This window comes from Streptomyces sp. NPDC004284 (genome assembly GCF_042874035.1).
Classification (GTDB): domain Bacteria; phylum Actinomycetota; class Actinomycetes; order Streptomycetales; family Streptomycetaceae; genus Streptomyces.
On sequence record NZ_JBIAMJ010000005.1, the window covers coordinates 251,315 to 270,892 of the forward strand.

The following is a 19,578-nucleotide window of genomic DNA, read 5'->3' on the forward strand; positions in this document are numbered from 1 at the left end:
AAGCCCTGCTGTGCGCAGGGTTTCACTTGGCGGTGTCGTCGGACGGATCCGGCCGGGTACTGCCCCCGTGCCGGGGCAGGCCGCCCGTTTCTCCAGAATCGTTGTCGTGCAGAGCGGTGGCGCCGGGGCCGGATCGCTGATCCCGCCCTGCCCGCTCGCTCTCGATGAGCTCGTTCAGCCAGCGCACTTCGCGCTCCACGGACTCCATGCCGTGGCGCTGCAGCTCAAGCGTGTAGTCGTCCAGGCGCTCGCGGGTCCGGGCCAGGGAGGCGCGCATCTTCTCCAGGCGCTCTTCCAGCCGGCTGCGGCGGCCCTCGAGCACGCGCATCCGCACCTCGCGCTCGGTCTGCCCGAAGAAGGCGAAGCGCGCCGCGAAGTGCTCGTCCTCCCAGGCGTCCGGGCCGGTGTGGGAGAGGAGCTCCTCGAAGTGCTCCTTACCTGCCGCGGTCAACCGGTAGACGATCTTGGCCCGGCGTCCTGCGAGTGAAGCGGCGAGGGCCTCCTCGGGGGCGCTGCCCGGCTCCTCGATCAACCAGCCGTTGGCGACCAGCGTCTTGAGGCAGGGATACAGCGTTCCGTAGCTGAAGGCCCGGAAGACGCCCAGCGAGGTGTTGAGGCGCTTCCGCAGCTCGTACCCGTGCATGGGGGCCTCGCGCAGCAGGCCGAGGACGGCGAACTCGAGGATGCCGGAGCGTCTGCTCATCCGTCGCCTCCTTCTCCGCTTCCGGGGCCCTTATGCCGCGCTGATGTATCGACTCGATACATCAGCACGATAGAACGGCCCCCCTGTCTCGACAAGCGGGGCCGCCGTGACCGGCGTCACATCGTCAATTCACAGCGATCGACTTGTCTGATTTGGGGTGAAGTCCGGCTCTAGGCGGGTTTTGGCCGTGCGTAGTCTGTGCGGCATGCAGACCACCGGGAACCGCGCAGCGCTGCGGGGCGTCAGTGCAGCGGGTGACCGGCTGCGACACGGAGGGACCTCCGATGGGGTGCCGACCGTGCGCATTTCGGGGGGACCGGAACTCAACTGCCGCTTCCAGGCGTACGCGCCTGCCCGAGGAGTAGTCGTTCGATGAGCGAGCATCGTCGCAAAATGCCGCCGCAGGAGCCGCCGACGGGCGGTCGAGCGGCGGCACGGCGCGCTGCCCAGCAGCCGATGGGCCGCAGGTCGGCCCCGGCCCATGACGTCGGTATGGAGGCCCCTTCGGCCTCGTACGGTCCTCCCTCCTCCTATGGAGAGGAGCAGCGTCCCTACGGAGGTCGTGCGGAGGCCCGACGGGCCGCCCAGCGCGGCAGCCGTCGCAGGGGAGCCGATTCCGGTCCCGGTGGCCCCGGTGGTCCCGGTGGAGGGCGGCGCGGTGGCGGCGGTGGCGGCGGTCGCGGCAGCGGTCCGGGGCGGGGCTCCGGCGGCGGTCGCCCGCCGGGCAAGAAGCGGATCATCGACTACCCGCGTCACAACAAGTACGGCTGGCGTCGCTGGCTGCCGTCGTGGAAGCTCGTGACGGGTACGTTCCTGTTCTTCGCCGCGAGCCTGATGGGCGTCGCCGCGTACGCGTACTCCACGGTGGACATCCCTGACGAGGCCAAGAACGCGACCTCTCAGAACAACATCTACTACTGGGCCGACGGATCGCGCATGATCGCGACGGGCAGTGGAACCAACCGCCAGATCGTCCCCTTCGCGCAGATCCCGAAGCCCATGCAGGACGCGGTGATCTCGGCGGAGAACAAGACCTTCTGGGAAGACTCCGGTGTCGACCCCATGGGTATCGCCCGCGCCGTGTGGAACATGGCCAAGGGCGGCGAGACCCAGGGTGGTTCGACCATCACCCAGCAGTACGTGAAGAACAACCGCCTCGACGACCAGTCGCAGACCATCACACGGAAGGTGAAGGAACTCTTCATCTCCATGAAGGTCGGCAACGACGTCGACAAGGAGGTGGTCATGGCCGGCTACCTGAACACCTCGTACTACGGACGTGGTGCGTACGGCATTCAGGCGGCGGCCCGCGCTTACTTCAACACGGACGCCAGCAAGCTCAACCCGAGTCAGTCGGCACTGCTCGCCGCGGTGCTGAAGGGCGCGACGTACTTCGACCCGGCCGGCTACCCCGAGATCGACCCCGCGGCCACGCAGGAGGCGAACACCAGGCGGGCGACCGAGCGGTGGAAGTGGATCCTCGACGAGATGCAGAAGGACGGGCACCTCACGGCCGAGGAGCGGGCGAAGTACACCACCTTCCCTAAGACGCAGGGGCCCAAGAAGAGCGCCAACCTGGGCGGCCAGATCGGCTACCTGGTCTCCACCGCCAACGTGAACATGCAGAACCAGTTCGGCATCACCGAGCAGGATCTGGCACGCGGCGGCTACGAGATCTACACCACCTTCGAGAAGTCGAAGGTGAACAAGATGGAATCCGTGATCAAGAACGTGATCAAGGAGAACATCGACCCGAAGAAGCGCCCGAAGGACGACACGCACGTCCAGTTCGGTGGCGCTTCCGTCGACAACGCGACCGGGAAGATCGTCGCCATCTACGGTGGCGTCGACGCCACCAAGCACTACCGGAGCAACGCCGACTCCACCGGTGCCCAGGTCGGATCGACGTTCAAGCCCTTCGTGCTCGCCGCCGCGATGAAGGACGGCGTCCGGGACCCGAAGGGCCCCTCGCAGCAGGACGCGTCCGAGCGCACGATCGTGGATCCGGACAAGAGCCTCTACAACGGCAAGAACGACCTGACGATCCGCAAGTACGACGGGGACATCTGGCTCGACGACAAGGGCAACGAGTGGAAGCAGAGCAATGACGACCACGCCAGCTATGGCCCCGTCTCTCTGCGCTACGCCATGATCAAGTCCGCCAACTCGCCGTATGTGCAGCTCGGCATGGACGTCGGCATCGACAAGGTGCGCGAGGCCGCCATGGCCGCCGGACTCCGCGAGGAATCCCTGGTCAAGGCCGATGTGCCCTCCTTCTCCCTCGGTGTCTCCAGCCCGAGCGCGATCCGCATGGCCGGCGCGTACGCCACCTTCGCCAACCAGGGGGAGCAGAACGACCCCTACTCCGTCGAGAAGGTGAAGAAGGACGGCGTCGTCGTCAAGCAGCACAAGGCCAAGTCCACCCAGGCCTTCAGCCCGGCCATCGCCGGCAACGTCACCGACGTGCTGCGGTCCGTCGTGGACGACCCCCGGGGCACCGGTACCAAGGCACGGATCCCGGGCCGCGCGGTGGCCGGCAAGACCGGTACGACCGACGACAACATGTCGGCCTGGTTCGTGGGCTACACGGCGCAGCTGTCGACCGCGATCGACATGTACCGCTTCGACGACGACGAGACGAAGAAGGACCGCAAGTTCGAGGAGATGTACGGCACCGGCGGCATGGAGAGGATCCACGGTTCGTCGTTCCCCTCGCAGATCTGGCAGAAGTACATGTCGGATGCCGTGAAGGACGATCCGGTCGTGGACTTCCCCAAGCCGGAGAAGCTGGAGGGCGCGAAGCCCGTCTACGGCGGTGGCGCTCCGAGCCCCACGCCGAGCCCGACGGCCACCGAGACGCCCACCGAGTCGGCCACGCCGACGACGACTCCCCCGGCCACTCCGACGACGACTCCCCCCGCGAGGCCGACCAAGTCGCCGAAGCCGGGCAAGACGACCTGTAGCGTCTGGGACCCGTTCTGCAACGACAACGGCAACCCGGGTGGCAACACAGGCCAGCCCACCACCACGCCACCCACCACCACCGATGCGCCGACGCCGACCGACTCGCCGACGGACACCAGCTCCGGCGGCAACGGGAACGGCAAACCCGGTGGAGGGGCCTGGATCCCCTGATCCCGCCGCGCACGTCCTGAGGGCCGTCGCGTCCCCTTCGTACCTTCCGTACGGAGCGGCCGCGGCGGCCCTCGCCGTTTTCCCGGGGTCGTACGGCAGGATGTCCCCCATGCCGAGCCTCCAGAAGTCGAGCGCGCCGCAGGACCGCTCGCAGACGGTCATCCCCACCCACCGGGACAAGGTGGCGGCCGCGGGCAGCGAACTGATCGGCGGGCCCTACGGGCGCCGGGCGGCGGCCGGCACGGGCCAGTGGACGCCGGTGCGGGTGATCGCGCTCGTGGCCATCGGGATGTACGCCCTCGGCATGGTGCAGAAACTGCCCTGCTACAACTGGGCCTGGTTCCGGGGCGCGACCTCCCAGTACACCCACGCCTGCTACTCGGACATCCCGCACCTCTTCGCCGGACGGGGCTTCGCGGACGGCCTGGTCCCGTACTTCGACCGGCTGGGCGGCGACATACCGTTCCTGGAGTACCCGGTCCTGACGGGCCTCTTCATGGAGGTCGCGGCCTGGCTGACGCCCGGCGGCGGTGAGCTGAACCAGCAGGAGCAGTCGTACTGGCTGGTCAACGCGGGCCTGCTGATGGTGTGCGCGGCCGTCCTGGCGGTCTGTGTGGCCCGGACGCACCGCCTGCGCCCCTGGGACGGTCTCCTGGTCGCCCTGGCCCCCTCGGTCGCGCTCACCGCCACGATCAACTGGGACATGCTGGCCGTCGCGCTGACCGCCGCCGCCGTCCTGATGTGGTCGCGGAGCCGTCCGCTGGCCTTCGGGGTCCTGCTGGGCCTGGCCACGGCCGCCAAGTTCTATCCGATACTGCTCCTCTGCCCGCTGCTGCTGCTCTGCTGGCGTGCCGGGAAGTGGCGGGAGTACGGGACGGCGGTGCTCGGGGCGTGCGGCGCGTGGCTGGTCGTGAACCTGCCCGTGATGCTGCTCGCGCCGGAGGGGTGGAAGCAGTTCTACCTGTTCAGCCGGGACCGGAACGTCGACTTCGGCTCGATCTGGCTGCTGGTCAGCCAGCGGACGGGCGACGTGATCACCCCGGACCGGGCCAATCTGTACGCGCTGCTGCTGATGGCGGCGGCGGTGGCCGGTCTCGCGTTCCTGACGTTCACGGCGCCGCGCAGGCCGCGCTTCGCCCAGCTGGCCTTCCTGGTCGTCGCCGCGTTCGTGCTGACCAACAAGGTCTACTCGCCGCAGTACGTGCTGTGGCTGGTCCCGCTGGCCGCGCTCGCCCGGCCCCGCTGGCGCGACTTCCTGGTCTGGCAGACCTGCGAGGTCATGTACTTCGTCGGCGTCTGGATGTACCTGGCCTACACCACCGGCGGCAGCAAGCAGGGCCTCCCGGTGGAGGGCTACCAGTTCGCGATCGTCCTGCACCTGCTCGGCACGCTGTACCTGTGCGTGATGGTCGTACGGGACATCCTGACGCCCGAGAAGGACCCGGTCCGGCAGGACGGCGCGGACGACCCCTCGGGGGGCGTCCTGGACGGCGCCGAGGACGTCGTCGTGGCGGGCAGGGCGGCCCATCCGGCCCGGCACGCCGCCCCGGCCGTGGCGGAGGGACAGCGGGTGCGCTGGGGCACCACGGACGACCCCTGGAGAGCCCCCGAGTGACCGAGAAGGCACTCACCCCCCGGAAGTCCTGCTTCCGGGGGGTGAGTGCCTTCTCGGCTCAGGCCGGCTCAGTGCTCGACGAGCCGGTCGAACTGCGTCGTGGTGTGGCGCAGATGCGCCACGAGCTCGTCGCCCACCCGGGGCTCCTGGGCGTCGGCCGGCACGAACAGGATCGACACCTGCATGTGCGGCGGCTCGGCGAACCAGCGCTGCTTCCCGGCCCAGACGAAGGGCGAGAGGTTCCGGTTGACGGTGGCGAGGCCCGCCCGGGCGACGCCCTTGGCGCGCGGCATGACGCCGTGCATCGCCTTCGGGGCCTCCAGGCCCACGCCGTGGGAGGTGCCGCCGGCGACGACGACCAGCCAGCCGTCCGACGCGGCCTTCTGCTGGCGGTAGCCGAAGCGGTCGCCCTTGGCGACCCGGGTCACGTCGAGGACGGAGCCCCGGTACTCCGTGGCCTCGTGGTCGCCCAGCCACAGCCGGGTGCCGATCCGGGCGCGGAAGCGGGTCTGCGGGAACTGCTGCTGGAGCCGGGCCTGCTCCTCGGCCCGCAGGTGGCTCACGAACATGGTGTGCAGCGGCAGCCGGGCATTGCGCAGCCGGTCCATCCAGGCGATGACCTCCTCGACCGCGTCGGTGCCGTCCGGGCGGTCCAGGGGCAGGTGGAGGGCGAAGCCCTCCAGGCGGACGTTCTCGATGGAGGAGTGGAGCTGCTGGAGCTCCTCCTCGCGGACGCCGTGCCGCTTCATCGAGCTCATGCACTCGATCACGACGCGGGCGCCCACCAGGGCGTGGACACCGTCCACGGAGGACACGGAACGGATCACCCGGTCGGGCAGCGGAACCGGTTCCTCACCCCGTCGGAAGGGGGTGAGGACCAGCAGGTCGCCGCCGAACCAGTCCTTGATCTTCGCGGCTTCGTACGTGGTGCCCACGGCGAGCATGTCGGCGCCGATCCGGGCCGCCTCGTCCGCGAGCCGCTCGTGCCCGAAGCCGTACCCGTTGCCCTTGCACACCGGGATGATTCCGGGGAACTGGTCGATGACGGACTTCTGGTGCGCCCGCCAGCGAGCGGTGTCGACGTAGAGGGAGAGCGCCATGGCCGGCCCGGAACCTTTCTGACGGCAGTGGTGGATCAAAGGTGTGTACGACTACGAAGCCTACGGAACGGTCAGCGGCGCGACATGTAGATGTCGAGCGCCTTGTGCAGCAGCTTGTTCAGCGGGAAGTCCCACTCGCCGACGTACTCGACGGCCTCGCCGCCCGTGCCCACCTTGAACTGGATGAGTCCGAAGAGGTGGTCGGTCTCGTCGAGCGAGTCCGAGATGCCCCGGAGGTCGTAGACGGTCGCGCCCATGGCGTACGCGTCGCGCAGCATCCGCCACTGCATCGCGTTCGAGGGCCGGACCTCACGGCCGATGTTGTCGGAGGCGCCGTAGGAGTACCAGACGTGCCCGCCGACGACGAGCATGGTCGCGGCCGACAGGTTCACGCCGTTGTGGCGCGCGAAGTAGAGCCGCATGCGGTTGGGGTCCTCGTTGTTGAGGACGGTCCACATGCGCTGGAAGTACGAGAGCGGGCGCGGCCGGAAGTGGTCGCGGACGGCCGTGATCTCGTACAGCCGCTGCCACTCGGCCAGGTCCTCGTAACCGCCCTGGACGACCTCGACACCGGCCTTCTCGGCCTTCTTGATGTTCCGGCGCCACAGCTGGTTGAAGCCCTTGAGGACGTCGTCGAGCGAGCGGTTCGCCAGCGGGACCTGGAAGACGTAGCGGGGCTGCACGTCGCCGAAGCCGGCGCCGCCGTCCTCGCCCTGCTGCCAGCCCATCTTCCGCAGCCGGTCCGCGACTTCGAAGGCGCGCGGCTCGATGTGGGTGGCCTCGACGTCCTTGAGGCGCTTGACGTCCGGGTCCTGGATGCCGGCCTTGATGGCGGTCGCGTCCCAGCGGCGGATGACCACCGGCGGGCCCATCTTCACCGAGAAGGCGCCCTGGTGCTTGAGGTGCGCCAGCATCGGCTGCAGCCAGTCGTCGAGGTTCGGCGCGTACCAGTTGATGACCGGGCCCTCGGGCAGGTAGGCGAGGTAGCGCTTGATCTTCGGCAGCTGGCGGTAGAGCACCAGACCGGCGCCGACGAGCTCGCCGGACTTGTCGAACCAGCCGAGGTTCTCCGAGCGCCACTCGGTCTTCACATCGGCCCACGCCGGGACCTGGCAGTGGCTCGCCGCGGGCTGGCTCTGGATGAATGCCAGATGCTGCTCACGGCTGATGGTCCTCAGGGTCAGGCTCATGCGGGGCGCTCCTCGGCAGGTGTGTCCCCATCGGTCAGGGGCTCCGGCTCTCGCGCCGAAGCCTACTGTGACCAAGGAGCGCCCCGAATGGGTGTGTGTGCCCTGACGTGCCGCGGGTCTCAGCTGACGACGCCGCCGAAGAGGCCTCCGTGCGCCATTCCGAGGTAGAAGCCGAACGCCGAGGCGCCGAGTCCGAGGACCATCAGGAAGCGCTCGCGGGTCGTCACGGAGATGAACTGCCCGTAGGCACCGGTCAGGATGCCGATCAGGCCCGACCAGGAACTCAGCAGGTGCAGGTTGTAGAACTGCGCGGTGGTGAACGAGACGATCCCCAGCACCAGCGTCACCACCATCAGGGTGTCCTGGAGCGGATGGGGTTTGCCGTCGGTCGCGAAGAGGGAGTGGCCGGGGTCGGGTCGCATTGCCTGTGCCATGGGGCACCTCCTGGCGTGCCTGCGGGAAGGCGGCGCATCGTAGCGCCGCCGACATCCGTTGTGTACAGATTGCGTCCCCTTCCCGGGGAATTTCAACCGCAGGGCGATGTGCGGGTACTCTGTACAGCTGCGCCGGTGTCTGCCCAGGTCCCGCAGGGATCCCCGACAGCGCTCCTCGTTCGCCGAGGGGACTGTCAGTGGTGGTGGATACCGTCGCTCACGCATCACGACCCTCCTGCCACGGAACGACCGTGGCCGCTGAGTCCAAAGGAGGTGGGTTCCACATGCGTCACTACGAGGTGATGGTCATCCTCGACCCCGATCTGGAGGAGCGCGCTGTCGCCCCCCTGATCGAGAACTTCCTCTCCGTCGTCCGTGAGGGCAACGGAAAGGTCGAGAAGGTCGACACCTGGGGCCGTCGTCGTCTCTCGTACGAGATCAAGAAGAAGCCCGAGGGCATCTACTCGGTCATCGACCTGCAGGCCGAGCCTGCGGTCGTCAAGGAGCTCGACCGCCAGCTCAACCTGAACGAGTCGGTCCTCCGGACCAAGGTCCTCCGCCCCGAGACCCACTGAGCTTCTAGCTCAGAGGTCATCGGGTTCGAGTAGCAGCAAAGCAGCCAGAAGCAAACCCGCCGAGAGGTTCCCCCATGGCAGGCGAGACCGTCATCACGGTCGTCGGCAATCTTGTCGACGACCCCGAGCTGCGCTTCACCCCGTCCGGTGCGGCGGTCGCGAAGTTCCGTATCGCGTCCACCCCCCGCACCTTCGACCGTCAGACCAACGAGTGGAAGGACGGCGAGAGCCTGTTCCTGACCTGCTCGGTCTGGCGTCAGGCGGCGGAGAACGTCGCGGAGTCGCTCCAGCGAGGCATGCGCGTCGTCGTGCAGGGCCGGCTGAAGCAGCGGTCCTACGAGGACCGTGAGGGCGTCAAGCGCACGGTCTACGAGCTGGACGTCGAGGAAGTCGGCCCCAGCCTCAAGAACGCCACGGCCAAGGTCACCAAGACCACCGGTCGCGGCGGCCAGGGTGGATACGGCGGCGGCCAGCAGGGCGGCGGCGGTGGCGGCTGGGGTGGAAACTCCGGCGGCGGTGGCCAGCAGGGTGGCGGCGGTGCTCCCGCCGACGACCCGTGGGCGACCGGCGGCCCCTCCGGCGGCGGCCAGCAGGGCGGCGGCGGTGGCGGCTGGGGTGGAAACTCCGGCGGCGGCTACTCGGACGAGCCTCCCTTCTAGGGCACGCGCCCTCGAAGCAGCTCGTACTCCCACTTCTTGATCACACAGGAGAAACACAATGGCGAAGCCGCCTGTGCGCAAGCCTAAGAAGAAGGTCTGCGCGTTCTGCAAGGACAAGACCGCGTACGTGGACTACAAGGACACGAACATGCTGCGGAAGTTCATTTCCGACCGCGGCAAGATCCGTGCCCGCCGCGTGACCGGCAACTGCACGCAGCACCAGCGTGACGTCGCCACGGCCGTCAAGAACAGCCGTGAGATGGCGCTGCTGCCCTACACGTCCACCGCGCGATAAGGAAAGGGTGACCGACTAATGAAGATCATCCTGACCCACGAGGTCTCCGGCCTCGGTGCCGCTGGCGACGTCGTCGACGTCAAGGACGGCTACGCTCGCAACTACCTGGTCCCGCGTGGTTTCGCGATCCGCTGGACCAAGGGTGGCGAGAAGGACGTGGCGCAGATCCGCCGCGCCCGCAAGATCCACGAGATCGCGACCATCGAGCAGGCCAACGAGATCAAGGCCCAGCTCGAGGGCACGAAGGTGCGCCTGGCCGTTCGCTCCGGCGACGCCGGCCGTCTCTTCGGCTCCGTGACCCCGGCCGACATCGCCTCGGCGATCAAGACCGCGGGTGGCCCCGACGTCGACAAGCGTCGCGTCGAGCTCGGTTCGCCGATCAAGACCCTGGGCTCGCACCAGGTGTCCGTGCGCCTGCACCCCGAGGTTGCCGCGAAGCTCGGCGTCGAGGTCGTCGCCGCGTAACGCTGCCCTTGGCAGTCTGCGCTCAGCAGTGAGGAAGGGCCGTACCCCTCGGGGTGCGGCCCTTCCGCTGTTTCTGTTCCGTTGTCTCTCTTCTGCTGTTTCACGTGAAACGCGTACGGCGTCAGCGCGTGGCGCCCGTGACGATCCAGCGGCCGGAGCGCATCCGGAACCAGAGGGTTCCCATCCGCACGGTCATCATCAGGGTCATCGCCCACCAGAGCGCCGTCAGCCCGCCGCCGAGCGTCGGGACCAGAAGCGCGACCGGCGCGAAGACGGCCAGGGTCAGCAGCATGGCCCAGGCCAGGTAGGGGCCGTCTCCCGCGCCCATGAGGACGCCGTCGAGGACGAAGACCACTCCGGAGATCGGCTGGGAGACGGCGACGACCAGGAGCGCGGGGAGCAGGGTGTCCTGGACGGTGGTGTCGCTCGTGAAGAGCGGGATGAACAGGGGGCGGGCGACGATGAGCAGTGCGCCGAGCACCACACCGGAGAGCACGCCCCACTGGACCATCCGGCGGCAGACCTGCCGTGCGCCGGTGGCGTCGTCCGCGCCGAGGTAGCGGCCGATGATGGCCTGCCCCGCGATGGCGATCGCGTCGAGCGCGAAGGCCATCAGGCTCCACAGGGACAGGATGATCTGGTGGGCGGCGACCTCCGCGTCCCCGAGCCGGGCGGCGACCGCCGTGGCGATCATCAGGATCGCGCGGAGCGAGAGCGTACGGACCAGGAGCGGGACGCCGGCCTGGGCGGAGGCGCGAATGCCGGCCGGGTCGGGGCGGAGGGAGGCGCCGTGGCGCCGGGCGCCCCGTACGACCACGACGAGGTAGGCGACGGCCATGCCGCACTGGGCGATGACCGTGCCCCAGGCGGAGCCGGCGATGCCCAGTCCGGCCCCGTAGACCAGGCCGAGGTTGAGCGCGCCGTTGGTCGCGAAGCCGGCGATCGCCACGTAGAGCGGTGTACGGGTGTCCTGGAGGCCGCGCAGGACACCCGTGGCGGCCAGGACCACCAGCATGGCGGGGATCCCCAGGCTGGAGATCCTGAGGTACGTGACGGCGTACGGGGCTGCGGTGTCCGAGGCCCCGAAGACGTCGACGAGCCATGGCGCCGTGGGCAGGGTCAGCGCGACGACGGCGGCGCCGAGGAGGAGCGCGAGCCAGATGCCGTCCATGCCCTGCCGGATGGCGGCCTGGAGGTCGCCCGCGCCGACCCGCCGGGCGACGGCGGCCGTGGTGGCGTAGGCGAGGAAGACGAAGACGCTGACGGCGGTGGAGAGCAGCGCCGCGGCGATCGCGAGGCCCGCGAGCTGAGGTGTGCCGAGGTGGCCGACGATGGCGCTGTCGACCATGAGGAACAGCGGCTCGGCGACGAGAGCACCGAAGGCCGGCAGGGCGAGGGAGACGATCTCGCGGTCGTGCTGTCGGCGGACGGCCTTGGAGGTCGCGGGGGCCTGAGTCATGGGCTCAATCTAATCTTCCACAGGTAAGAGATGCAATGCATGAGCAGTCCTTACTTTCTGATGGTGCGGGGCTTCGGGTGTGGGCCGTTTGTTCTGATCTTGGTCCATGGGGAAAACTTTTTCTCCCCCACAGCCCGTGGATGGGAAACGTGCAGGTCAGATGCGTGAGGCCAGGGGTGTTATGAGTTTGTCCACATGGCTGTCCCCCGCTCCGTGCACAGGATCCGGCGAGTTCTCCACAGCATCTGGCCCTTCGCCCACAGGGCCTGTGGATAACCAGATTGGCTGACGCCCCTCGCGGGCCTACCGTGGTCCGGCGCCCGACGCGCGAAAAGCGGTCGCGAAGCCCCTCGTTGATGAAGGCCGTGGCGTAAGAAAGAGTGGCACGGCGATGTCCGCGGAGCGGACGGGAGGAGGTGGCCCGGTGAGCGTTCCCGAGCCCATGGACGACCCTTGGGCCGACAGCGGACCGAGCGACCGGCTGCCCACCCGTACCCGGGGCGAAGGGCGCGGCCGTGGCCGCGGACGTGACGACCAGCACGAGCGCGGCGGCGAAGGCCCCTGGGACGGCGGGCTCTCCGGATTCGAGCGCGTCCCCCCGCAGGACCTCGACGCCGAGCAGTCCGTCCTCGGCGGCATGCTCCTCTCCAAGGACGCCATCGCGGACGTCGTGGAGATCATCAAGGGCAACGACTTCTACAAGCCCGCCCACGAGACCGTCTACGCGGCGATCCTCGACCTCTACGCCAAGGGCGAGCCGGCCGACCCGATCACGGTCGGCGCCGAGCTCACCAAGCGCGGCGAGATCACCCGTGTCGGCGGCGCCTCCTACCTCCACACCCTGGTCCAGTCGGTACCGACCGCGGCCAACGCCTCGTACTACGCGGAGATCGTCCACGAGCGCGCGGTCCTGCGCCGCCTCGTGGAGGCCGGCACCAAGATCACGCAGATGGGATACGCGGCCGACGGAGACGTCGACGAGATCGTGAACTCGGCCCAGGCCGAGATCTACGCGGTCACCGAGCAGCGCACCACCGAGGACTACCTGCCGCTCGGCGACATCATGGAGGGGGCGCTCGACGAGATCGAGGCGATCGGCTCCCGCAGCGGCGAGATGACGGGTGTGCCCACCGGCTTCACCGACCTCGACTCGCTCACCAACGGGCTGCACCCCGGTCAGATGATCATCATCGCGGCCCGTCCCGCCATGGGTAAGTCGACCCTCGCCCTGGACTTCGCCCGCGCGGCCTCCATCAAGCACAACCTGCCCAGCGTCATCTTCTCCCTGGAAATGGGCCGCAACGAGATCGCGATGCGTCTGCTCTCGGCCGAGGCGCGCGTGGCCCTCCACCACATGCGCTCCGGCACGATGACCGACGAGGACTGGACGCGTCTCGCCCGCCGCATGCCGGACGTCTCCCAGGCCCCGCTGTACATCGACGACTCCCCGAACCTGTCGATGATGGAGATCCGCGCGAAGTGCCGCCGGCTCAAGCAGCGCAACGGCCTCAAGCTCGTCATCATCGACTATCTGCAGCTCATGCAGTCGGGCGGTTCCAAGCGGCAGGAGAGCCGTCAGCAAGAGGTCTCCGACATGTCGCGAAACCTCAAGCTCCTCGCCAAGGAGCTGGAACTGCCGGTGATCGCGCTCTCCCAGCTGAACCGTGGTCCCGAGCAGCGCACCGACAAGAAGCCGATGGTCTCCGACCTGCGTGAGTCCGGCTCGATCGAGCAGGACGCCGACATGGTCATCCTGCTGCACCGCGAGGACGCCTACGAGAAGGAGTCCCCGCGCGCGGGCGAGGCGGACATCATCGTCGGCAAGCACCGTAACGGCCCGACGGCCACGATCACCGTGGCCTTCCAGGGCCACTACTCCCGCTTCGTGGACATGGCCCAGACCTGACCCACGCCCGTCGGCGGGCCCGGCCTCACCCCAGCGAGACCCTCGGCGGGGCCCGTTCCGGTGCCGTCAACGTCGGGAGGAACCAGGCGAGCGTCGGCAGGCCGATGCCGAGTGGCGGCACGGGCATCGCACCGCCGACCCGGTCAGGTCTTCGGCCGGGTACTCCCCGCGACCGGCATCGCGTTGGATGGGGTCTATGACGACATCATTCGAAGCTTTGCTGCCGGGGACCGAGCGGGCCCTGCTGCACCGTGTCGCGGTGGCCCAGTCCGAGGGGCGGACGCCTTCCTTCGTGGGGGCGGTCGTCCGCGACGGGGCGCTGGTGTGGAGCGGCTCCCGCAGCTGTGTGGACGGCCACGCGCCCGATGCGGACACCCAGTTCAGGATCGGGTCGATCACCAAGGTGTTCACCGCCGTGCTGGTGATGCGGCTGCGGGACGAGGGCCTGCTCGGGCTCGACGATCCGCTGGAGCGGCATCTGAAGGGGACGGGCGTCGGTGAGGTGACGATCGCTCAGCTCCTGAGCCACACCGGCGGTCTCGCGGCCGAGACGCCCGGCTCGTGGTGGGAGAGGTCCTCCGCCGCGCTGCGGCCGGAGCTCTCCGACGTCCTGGGGGAGCAGCCCTTCCTCCAGTCGCCGGGGCGCCGGCACCACTACTCCAACCCCGGCTACACGCTGCTCGGTTCGCTGGTCGAGGCGGTCCGGGGGGTGTCCTGGGAGGAGGCCCTGCGGCGCGAGATCCTGGAGCCGCTGGGGATGAGCCGTACGACGGCCGATCCGGTCGCTCCGCACGCGGGGGGCTGGGCGGTCCACCCCTGGGCCGACGTCATGATGCCCGAGCCGTCCGAGGACCTCGGTCTGATGGCATCGGCCGGGCAGCTGTGGTCGACGGCCGCCGACCTCGCCCGGTTCGCCGCCTTCCTCGCGGCGGGGGACGAGCGGGTGCTCGCCACGACGTCCGTGGAGGAGATGCGTGCTCCCGCCGCTCCGGCCGGCGAGGGCGACTGGGAGGGGGGCTACGGGCTCGGCCTCCAGCTGCTGCGCAGGGACGGCCGCACCCTGATCGGTCACACCGGCTCCCTCCCGGGCTTCGTCGCCTGTATGTGGGTGAGCGTGGAGGACGGCCTCGCGGGGATCGCCCTCTCCAACGCCACCTCGGGCCCGCTGACGGCGGTCGTCGCCGCCGATCTCGTACGGATCGTGGCGGAGGCGGAGCCGAGGTTCCCGGAGCCGTGGCGCCCCCTTCCCGAGGTCGAGGTGGACGAGGAGCTGCTGTCCCTCACCGGGCCCTGGTACTGGGGCACGTACGCCTACGGGCTTCGGCTCGGTCCCGAGCGGAGCGTGGTGTTCGAACCCCTGCGGGGCGTCGGCCGGCGGGCCCGCTTCCGTGCGCTGCCCGAGGGCGGCTGGGTCGGGCTGAACGGCTACTACGCGGGGGAGACGCTCAGGGTCGTGCGGCGCCCCGACGGCAGCGTGAGCCATCTCGACCTCGGCTCCTTCGTCTTCACGCGGGAGCCGTACGAGCCGGGGGACGCGGTTCCGGGCGGTGTGGACGAGGCGGGCTGGCGCGGTCTCTGAGCCCGTGCGTGCTGTTTCACGTGAAACCGTGCCGTTTCACGTGAAACACGCCCTCAAAGGTTCTTCCTGAAGCCCACGTGGGAGGCCTCGAAGCCCAGGCGCTCGTAGAAGCGGTGGGCATCGGTGCGGGTGACGTCGGAGGTCAGCTGAACGAGTCGGCAGTCCTGGCGTCCGGACTCCGCGACGGCCCATTCGATGAGCTGGGTCCCGAGGCCGCTGCCGCGCTCGTCGGCGTGGATGCGGACGCCCTCGATGATCGAGCGGGTGGTGCCCCGGCGGGAGAGTCCCGGGATGACCGTCAGCTGGAGTGTGCCGACCACCTTGGCCTCGCGGACGGCCACGACGACGTGCTGGTGCGGGTCGTTCGCGAGGCGCTCGAAGGCGGTGAGGTAAGGGGCGAGGTCGTCGGGGGACTCGCGCTGTGCGCCCAGGGGGTCGTCGGCGAGCATCGCGACGATGGCCGGAAGGTCCTCCGCGGTGGCGGGGCGTATCTCAAGATCGCTCATGCCCGGCAGCGTACGTGCGCCCGCGTCACACGGGTACGCCCACGCCCTCGACGACCCGGACCAGCGGTGCCAGCTCCGGGTTCTTCGCGGCCTCGTCGAGGGCCTCGCGCAGCGCGCTGTCGTTGGTGGGGCGGGCCTCTTCGAGGAGCTTCAGGCCGGCCTCGGTCACATCGGTGTAGATGCCGCGCCGGTCGGTGGCGCAGAGGTACCGGGTGAGCAGGCCGCGGTCCTCCAGCCGGGTGACGAGCCGGGTGGTGGCGCTCTGGCTGAGCACGACGGCGTCGGCGACCTGCTTCATCTGGAGGTGGCCGCCGGGGCCGCTGTGCTGGCGGCTGAGGACGTCGAGCAGCGAGTACTCCCGCACGCTCAGGCCGTGCCCGGACTCCAGGGCGCGTTCGAGGTGGGACTCGATCCTGCCGTGCAGCAGGGAGAGGGCGCACCAGCGCTGGGAGAGCGCGGTGAGTGCGGGGTCCGTCGCGGTCATGGGCTCTCCCTCGGTCTTTCCTCGGAGCCGGAACGGCTCTCGGTCCAGAGTAGACGAAGCGGCGCAATAATGCGCGCCTGCAAGTAAATTTAGCCCGCGGCGACCGTCAGGGGAGCGAAGCGGCGGCGCCAGTCGCCGGGGAGGTCGGGCAGGGAGCGGACCATCACCGATGTGGTGGCGATCGTGTCGATGCCGTTCTCCTTCGCCCAGCCCAGCAGGGAGGTGTGCCGGACGTCGATGTCCGTGCGCAGCGGCCGGTCGGTGGCGGCCGCCAGGGAGGCGATCAGGGCCTGGGCGGTGCCGGGGTCCCGGGCGATCAGGGGGCCGATGACATGGGTGTCCATATTGGGCCAGGCGGCCGCGAAGCCGATGATCTCGCCGCCGTCCTGCGCGACCCGGAGGTGGTCGGCGAACGCGGGGAGCCGGGTGATCATGTGGGTGCGGTCGAGGCCGAAGACCTCGTGGTCCAGGCGCAGGATCGCCGGGAGGTCCTCCGCCGTCGCCGGGCGGACCGGAACGTCCGGGGCGGGCGCGGTGAAGGTGAAGCGTCCGCACACCATCTCGGACCGGCTCGTCTCGGTGAAGCCCAGCTGCTCGTACAGGGGCTGTCCGTTCGCCGTGGCGTACAGGGTGAGCGGGGTGTCCCCGGCCTCCGCCAGGACGTGCTGCATGAGCCGGCGTCCCAGGCCCTGGCGTGCGTACCGCTCGGCGACGAGCACCATGCCGATCGCGGCGAGCCCCGGGCCGTACGAGGTGACCACGGAGCCGGCGGCAAGGCCCGGGCCCTCGGGGTCGTCGATGCCGTAGCCGGTGCCCGCGGTGAGCAGCAGGCCCCACTTGTGTTCCTCGCGCAGCCATCCCCGGTTCTCGGAGAGGTCGGCGCAGGCGAGGAGGTCCTTCGGGGTGAGGCGTCGGATGGGGAGCTGTGCGAGGGGGGTGGGGGAAGTCGGCATGCCTTTCAGGCTGAACGACGCGGTGATCTTCCGTCCACCGCTTTACGGTGTTTCACGTGAAACCCCGGAACCCCCGAACACGGCGTCTGCATCTCTTCGACCTCGACGGCACCCTGATCCGGGGCTCGGCCGCCGCGGTGGAGATCTCCCGGCAACTGGATCTGGTCGAGGAGATCGCCGCCCTGGAGGAGGGGTTCCTACGGGGGCTCACGCCGGACGAGTTCGCCGTCCGGGCCCACGCGCTGTGGGCCGCACTGACCCCGGAGCAGGTCGCTGCGGCCTTCGAAGGGGCGCCCTGGCTGGCGGGCATCCGTGAGGTCTGGGCGGACATCCGGGCCCGGGGAGACCGCTGCGCGGTCATCTCCCTCTCGCCCGACTTCTTCGTCGAACGGCTCCTCGACTGGGGAGCCGACACGGTGCACGGTTCGCTCTGGCCGGCGGTTCCGTTCACCGAGCCGATCCACCGGCCGGGCATTCTCAACGCGCGGGCGAAGGTGCGGATCGCGGGTGAGCTCTGCGTGCGGTACGGAGTGGACCCCGCCGACTGCGTCGCGTACGGGGACTCGATGTCCGACGCGGAGCTCTTCGCGATCGTGCCGGAGACCGTGGCCGTGAACGCGGACCACCATCTCGCCGGGCTCGCCCGCCACAGCTACTCCGGAGGGGACCTGCGCGAGGCCTACGCGTTGGTCCGAAACAGCGCAGCCTAGCCAGAAACCCGGGCCTATGGCCCGAGAACGCCGCTTTCCGTCCGAAGCGCCGGTCGCAGGCGCCATGCTGCGACCACGGAAGCCGGCCAGCGCAAGGCGAGGCACATGATGGATGCTCCGACCCCCACGACGGACGAGCGGGACTCCCCGACGGCAGGCGGGAGGGAAACCCTCATATCCGAGGGATCCTCCGCCGACGCGGTACTCGTCCGTCGCACCCTGGCGGAGATCGCACCGGTCGCCGACCGGGTGACCTCGTACTTCTACGCCCTGCTCTTCGTCCACCACCCCGAGCTGCGCGAGCTGTTCCCCGCGGCCATGGACACACAACGGGACCGGCTCCTGAAGGCGATCCTGACGGCGGCCGAGCACATGGACGACGTCCCGGTCCTCACCGCGTACCTGGAGAACCTCGGCAGGGGACACCGGAAGTACGGAACCCAGGCGGCCCACTATCCGGCCGTCGGCGAGGCCCTCATCGGTGCGCTCGTGCGGTACGCGGAGAAGAGCTGGGACGAGGAGACCGAAGCGGCCTGGGTCCGCACCTACACGACGATCTCCCAGATCATGATCGACGCGGCCGCCGAGGACGAGCGGACCGCGCCCGCCTGGTGGCAGGCCGAGGTGGTCTCCCACGATCTGCGCACCCCGGACATCGCCGTCGTCACGCTCAGGCCCGACCAGCCGTATCCCTTCCTCGCCGGGCAGTACACGACCCTGGAGACCCCGTGGTGGCCCCGGATCTGGCGCCACTACTCCTTCGCCGCGGCACCCCGCCCGGACGGACTGCTGTCCCTCCACGTCAAGGCCGTCCCGGCCGGCTGGGTGTCCAACGCGCTGGTCCACCGGGCACGCCCCGGGGACGTGCTGCGGCTCGGCCCGCCGGCCGGCTCCATGACGGTCGACCACTCCACGGACACCGGACTGCTCTGCATGGGCGGCGGCACCGGGATAGCGCCGATCAAGGCGCTGGTCGAGGACGTCGCCGAGCACGGGGACCGGCGCCCGGTCGACGTCTTCTACGGGGCGCGCAGCGGTCACGACCTCTACGACATCGACACGATGCTGCGGCTCCAGAAGACCTTCCCGTGGCTCTCGGTCCACCCGGTCACCGAGGAGCAGGGGCGGCTCCCGGACGCCGTCTGCCGCTACGGCCCGTGGAACGAACGCGACGCCTATCTCTCGGGCCCGCTCGACATGGTCCGCCGAGGGGTCGACGCCCTGCGCGGCGCAGGGGTCCCCTCGGACCGCATCCGCCACGACTTCCTCGCGGAGCTCACCCCCGCGACGGTCGGTTAGCCCAGGTCAGGAGCGTGCATCGCGCGGACGCCCTCGATGTTGCCGTCGAGGTAGTGGCGCAGGGAGAGCGGGACGAGGTGCACGGCGGCGATGCCGACCCGGCTGAAGGGGACCCGGACGATCTCGTACTCGCCGACGGGTTCCTCCATCTCGGGGCCGTGCCGCAGGGAGGGGTCCATCGAACCGAGCCGGCACACGAAGAAGTGCTGGACCTTCACCCCGGAGACCCCGCCGTCGACGATGTGCTCGACGGTGTCGACGAAGCAGGGCACCACATCGGTGATCTTGGCGCCGAGCTCTTCGAGCACCTCGCGGTGCAGGGCCTCGACGACGGTCGCGTCGGTGGGCTCCACGCCGCCGCCGGGCGTGAGCCAGTAGGGATCCATTCCGGGCTTGGTCCGCTTGATGAGGATCAGGTCGTCCCCGTCGAGCAGGATGGCGCGTGCGGTGCGCTTGATCACGGGCCGTTCGGTCATGGGAAGAAAATGGCCCGTCCGAGGTGTCCTGAAAC

The 19,578-nt window shown here is 69.5% G+C and carries 19 protein-coding genes; 10 read left to right on the forward strand and 9 right to left on the reverse strand.

Features of this window, described 5'->3' with window-relative positions; all coding sequences use genetic code 11:
* Positions 1-22: 22 nt before the first annotated feature.
* On the reverse strand, positions 23-703 hold the full coding sequence (locus tag ACFYUS_RS15920) for a helix-turn-helix transcriptional regulator (protein ID WP_388851234.1): 681 nt from the start codon (positions 701-703) through the stop codon (positions 23-25).
* Between the two features lie 372 nt (positions 704-1,075).
* Between ACFYUS_RS15920 and ACFYUS_RS15925 the strand changes: the two genes are divergently transcribed.
* Positions 1,076-3,838, forward strand: a complete 2,763-nt coding sequence (locus tag ACFYUS_RS15925) for a transglycosylase domain-containing protein (RefSeq protein WP_388851236.1) — start codon at positions 1,076-1,078, stop codon at positions 3,836-3,838.
* 100 nt (positions 3,839-3,938) lie between these two features.
* Positions 3,939-5,453, forward strand: a complete 1,515-nt coding sequence (locus ACFYUS_RS15930) for a glycosyltransferase family 87 protein (protein WP_388851239.1) — start codon at positions 3,939-3,941, stop codon at positions 5,451-5,453.
* 68 nt (positions 5,454-5,521) lie between these two features.
* On the opposite strand, the gene ACFYUS_RS15935 is transcribed toward ACFYUS_RS15930, so the two are convergent.
* The 3 genes from ACFYUS_RS15935 to ACFYUS_RS15945 form a co-directional block, all read right to left on the reverse strand.
* Positions 5,522-6,553, reverse strand: a complete 1,032-nt coding sequence (locus ACFYUS_RS15935) for an alanine racemase (protein WP_388851242.1) — start codon at positions 6,551-6,553, stop codon at positions 5,522-5,524.
* 71 nt (positions 6,554-6,624) lie between these two features.
* Positions 6,625-7,743: a lipid II:glycine glycyltransferase FemX gene (locus tag ACFYUS_RS15940; RefSeq protein ID WP_388851245.1), complete on the reverse strand. Its 1,119-nt coding sequence runs from the start codon at positions 7,741-7,743 to the stop codon at positions 6,625-6,627.
* Positions 7,744-7,862: 119 nt separating this feature from the next.
* Positions 7,863-8,177, reverse strand: coding sequence for a hypothetical protein (locus ACFYUS_RS15945; RefSeq protein WP_388851248.1), 315 nt, complete (start codon positions 8,175-8,177; stop codon positions 7,863-7,865).
* A 284-nt stretch (positions 8,178-8,461) separates the two neighbouring features.
* Between ACFYUS_RS15945 and rpsF the strand changes: the two genes are divergently transcribed.
* From rpsF to rplI, 4 genes are all read left to right on the forward strand, one after another.
* Positions 8,462-8,752, forward strand: coding sequence for a 30S ribosomal protein S6 (gene rpsF, locus ACFYUS_RS15950; RefSeq protein WP_007383258.1), 291 nt, complete (start codon positions 8,462-8,464; stop codon positions 8,750-8,752).
* A 74-nt stretch (positions 8,753-8,826) separates the two neighbouring features.
* Positions 8,827-9,411 (forward strand): single-stranded DNA-binding protein, encoded by a 585-nt coding sequence (locus ACFYUS_RS15955; RefSeq protein WP_123453610.1) that lies wholly within the window; start codon positions 8,827-8,829, stop codon positions 9,409-9,411.
* Between the two features lie 58 nt (positions 9,412-9,469).
* A complete protein-coding gene (gene rpsR, locus ACFYUS_RS15960) occupies positions 9,470-9,706 on the forward strand; it encodes a 30S ribosomal protein S18 (protein WP_005315025.1) in 237 nt (78 codons plus the stop codon).
* An 18-nt stretch (positions 9,707-9,724) separates the two neighbouring features.
* Positions 9,725-10,171, forward strand: a complete 447-nt coding sequence (rplI, locus tag ACFYUS_RS15965) for a 50S ribosomal protein L9 (protein WP_053640001.1) — start codon at positions 9,725-9,727, stop codon at positions 10,169-10,171.
* Positions 10,172-10,292: 121 nt separating this feature from the next.
* On the opposite strand, the gene ACFYUS_RS15970 is transcribed toward rplI, so the two are convergent.
* Positions 10,293-11,630 (reverse strand): MATE family efflux transporter, encoded by a 1,338-nt coding sequence (locus ACFYUS_RS15970; protein ID WP_388851252.1) that lies wholly within the window; start codon positions 11,628-11,630, stop codon positions 10,293-10,295.
* Positions 11,631-12,054: 424 nt separating this feature from the next.
* Between ACFYUS_RS15970 and dnaB the strand changes: the two genes are divergently transcribed.
* Entirely contained in the window at positions 12,055-13,536 is a 1,482-nt protein-coding gene (gene dnaB, locus ACFYUS_RS15975) for a replicative DNA helicase (RefSeq protein WP_078908767.1), read from the forward strand.
* A gap of 196 nt (positions 13,537-13,732) precedes the next feature.
* Positions 13,733-15,115, forward strand: a complete 1,383-nt coding sequence (locus ACFYUS_RS15980; protein WP_388851256.1) for a serine hydrolase domain-containing protein — start codon at positions 13,733-13,735, stop codon at positions 15,113-15,115.
* A gap of 53 nt (positions 15,116-15,168) precedes the next feature.
* On the opposite strand, the gene ACFYUS_RS15985 is transcribed toward ACFYUS_RS15980, so the two are convergent.
* From ACFYUS_RS15985 to ACFYUS_RS15995, 3 genes are all read right to left on the reverse strand, one after another.
* Positions 15,169-15,621 (reverse strand): GNAT family N-acetyltransferase, encoded by a 453-nt coding sequence (locus tag ACFYUS_RS15985; protein ID WP_388851259.1) that lies wholly within the window; start codon positions 15,619-15,621, stop codon positions 15,169-15,171.
* Between the two features lie 25 nt (positions 15,622-15,646).
* On the reverse strand, positions 15,647-16,105 hold the full coding sequence (locus ACFYUS_RS15990) for a MarR family winged helix-turn-helix transcriptional regulator (RefSeq protein ID WP_388851262.1): 459 nt from the start codon (positions 16,103-16,105) through the stop codon (positions 15,647-15,649).
* A gap of 89 nt (positions 16,106-16,194) precedes the next feature.
* Positions 16,195-17,058 carry a GNAT family N-acetyltransferase gene (locus ACFYUS_RS15995; protein WP_388851265.1) on the reverse strand — a complete coding sequence of 288 codons (864 nt, stop codon included), beginning with the start codon at positions 17,056-17,058 and terminating at the stop codon, positions 16,195-16,197.
* Positions 17,059-17,105: 47 nt separating this feature from the next.
* Between ACFYUS_RS15995 and ACFYUS_RS16000 the strand changes: the two genes are divergently transcribed.
* Together ACFYUS_RS16000 and ACFYUS_RS16005 are read left to right on the forward strand one after the other, a co-directional pair.
* Positions 17,106-17,768: an HAD family hydrolase gene (locus tag ACFYUS_RS16000; protein ID WP_388851268.1), complete on the forward strand. Its 663-nt coding sequence runs from the start codon at positions 17,106-17,108 to the stop codon at positions 17,766-17,768.
* Between the two features lie 108 nt (positions 17,769-17,876).
* Complete coding sequence (locus ACFYUS_RS16005) at positions 17,877-19,067, forward strand: globin domain-containing protein (protein WP_388851780.1); 1,191 nt, start codon at positions 17,877-17,879, stop codon at positions 19,065-19,067.
* Here ACFYUS_RS16005 and ACFYUS_RS16010 read toward each other — a convergent pair.
* Positions 19,064-19,543 carry an NUDIX domain-containing protein gene (locus ACFYUS_RS16010; RefSeq protein ID WP_388851271.1) on the reverse strand — a complete coding sequence of 160 codons (480 nt, stop codon included), beginning with the start codon at positions 19,541-19,543 and terminating at the stop codon, positions 19,064-19,066. The two genes, ACFYUS_RS16005 and ACFYUS_RS16010, sit on opposite strands and share 4 nt — an antisense overlap.
* Positions 19,544-19,578: the final 35 nt, after the last annotated feature.

What these genes read in the sequence shown, in the direction of transcription:
- ACFYUS_RS15920 (WP_388851234.1), bottom strand. Translation starts at nt 703, where the DNA reads ATGAGCAGACGCTCCGGCATCCTCGAGTTCGCCGTCCTCGGCCTGCTG.
- ACFYUS_RS15925 (WP_388851236.1), top strand. Translation starts at nt 1,076, where the DNA reads ATGAGCGAGCATCGTCGCAAAATGCCGCCGCAGGAGCCGCCGACGGGC.
- ACFYUS_RS15930 (WP_388851239.1), top strand. Translation starts at nt 3,939, where the DNA reads ATGTCCCCCATGCCGAGCCTCCAGAAGTCGAGCGCGCCGCAGGACCGC.
- ACFYUS_RS15935 (WP_388851242.1), bottom strand. Translation starts at nt 6,553, where the DNA reads ATGGCGCTCTCCCTCTACGTCGACACCGCTCGCTGGCGGGCGCACCAG.
- ACFYUS_RS15940 (WP_388851245.1), bottom strand. Translation starts at nt 7,743, where the DNA reads ATGAGCCTGACCCTGAGGACCATCAGCCGTGAGCAGCATCTGGCATTC.
- ACFYUS_RS15945 (WP_388851248.1), bottom strand. Translation starts at nt 8,177, where the DNA reads ATGGCACAGGCAATGCGACCCGACCCCGGCCACTCCCTCTTCGCGACC.
- rpsF (WP_007383258.1), top strand. Translation starts at nt 8,462, where the DNA reads ATGCGTCACTACGAGGTGATGGTCATCCTCGACCCCGATCTGGAGGAG.
- ACFYUS_RS15955 (WP_123453610.1), top strand. Translation starts at nt 8,827, where the DNA reads ATGGCAGGCGAGACCGTCATCACGGTCGTCGGCAATCTTGTCGACGAC.
- rpsR (WP_005315025.1), top strand. Translation starts at nt 9,470, where the DNA reads ATGGCGAAGCCGCCTGTGCGCAAGCCTAAGAAGAAGGTCTGCGCGTTC.
- rplI (WP_053640001.1), top strand. Translation starts at nt 9,725, where the DNA reads ATGAAGATCATCCTGACCCACGAGGTCTCCGGCCTCGGTGCCGCTGGC.
- ACFYUS_RS15970 (WP_388851252.1), bottom strand. Translation starts at nt 11,630, where the DNA reads ATGACTCAGGCCCCCGCGACCTCCAAGGCCGTCCGCCGACAGCACGAC.
- ACFYUS_RS15980 (WP_388851256.1), top strand. Translation starts at nt 13,733, where the DNA reads ATGACGACATCATTCGAAGCTTTGCTGCCGGGGACCGAGCGGGCCCTG.
- ACFYUS_RS15985 (WP_388851259.1), bottom strand. Translation starts at nt 15,621, where the DNA reads ATGAGCGATCTTGAGATACGCCCCGCCACCGCGGAGGACCTTCCGGCC.
- ACFYUS_RS15990 (WP_388851262.1), bottom strand. Translation starts at nt 16,105, where the DNA reads ATGACCGCGACGGACCCCGCACTCACCGCGCTCTCCCAGCGCTGGTGC.
- ACFYUS_RS15995 (WP_388851265.1), bottom strand. Translation starts at nt 17,058, where the DNA reads ATGCCGACTTCCCCCACCCCCCTCGCACAGCTCCCCATCCGACGCCTC.
- ACFYUS_RS16005 (WP_388851780.1), top strand. Translation starts at nt 17,877, where the DNA reads ATGGATGCTCCGACCCCCACGACGGACGAGCGGGACTCCCCGACGGCA.
- ACFYUS_RS16010 (WP_388851271.1), bottom strand. Translation starts at nt 19,543, where the DNA reads ATGACCGAACGGCCCGTGATCAAGCGCACCGCACGCGCCATCCTGCTC.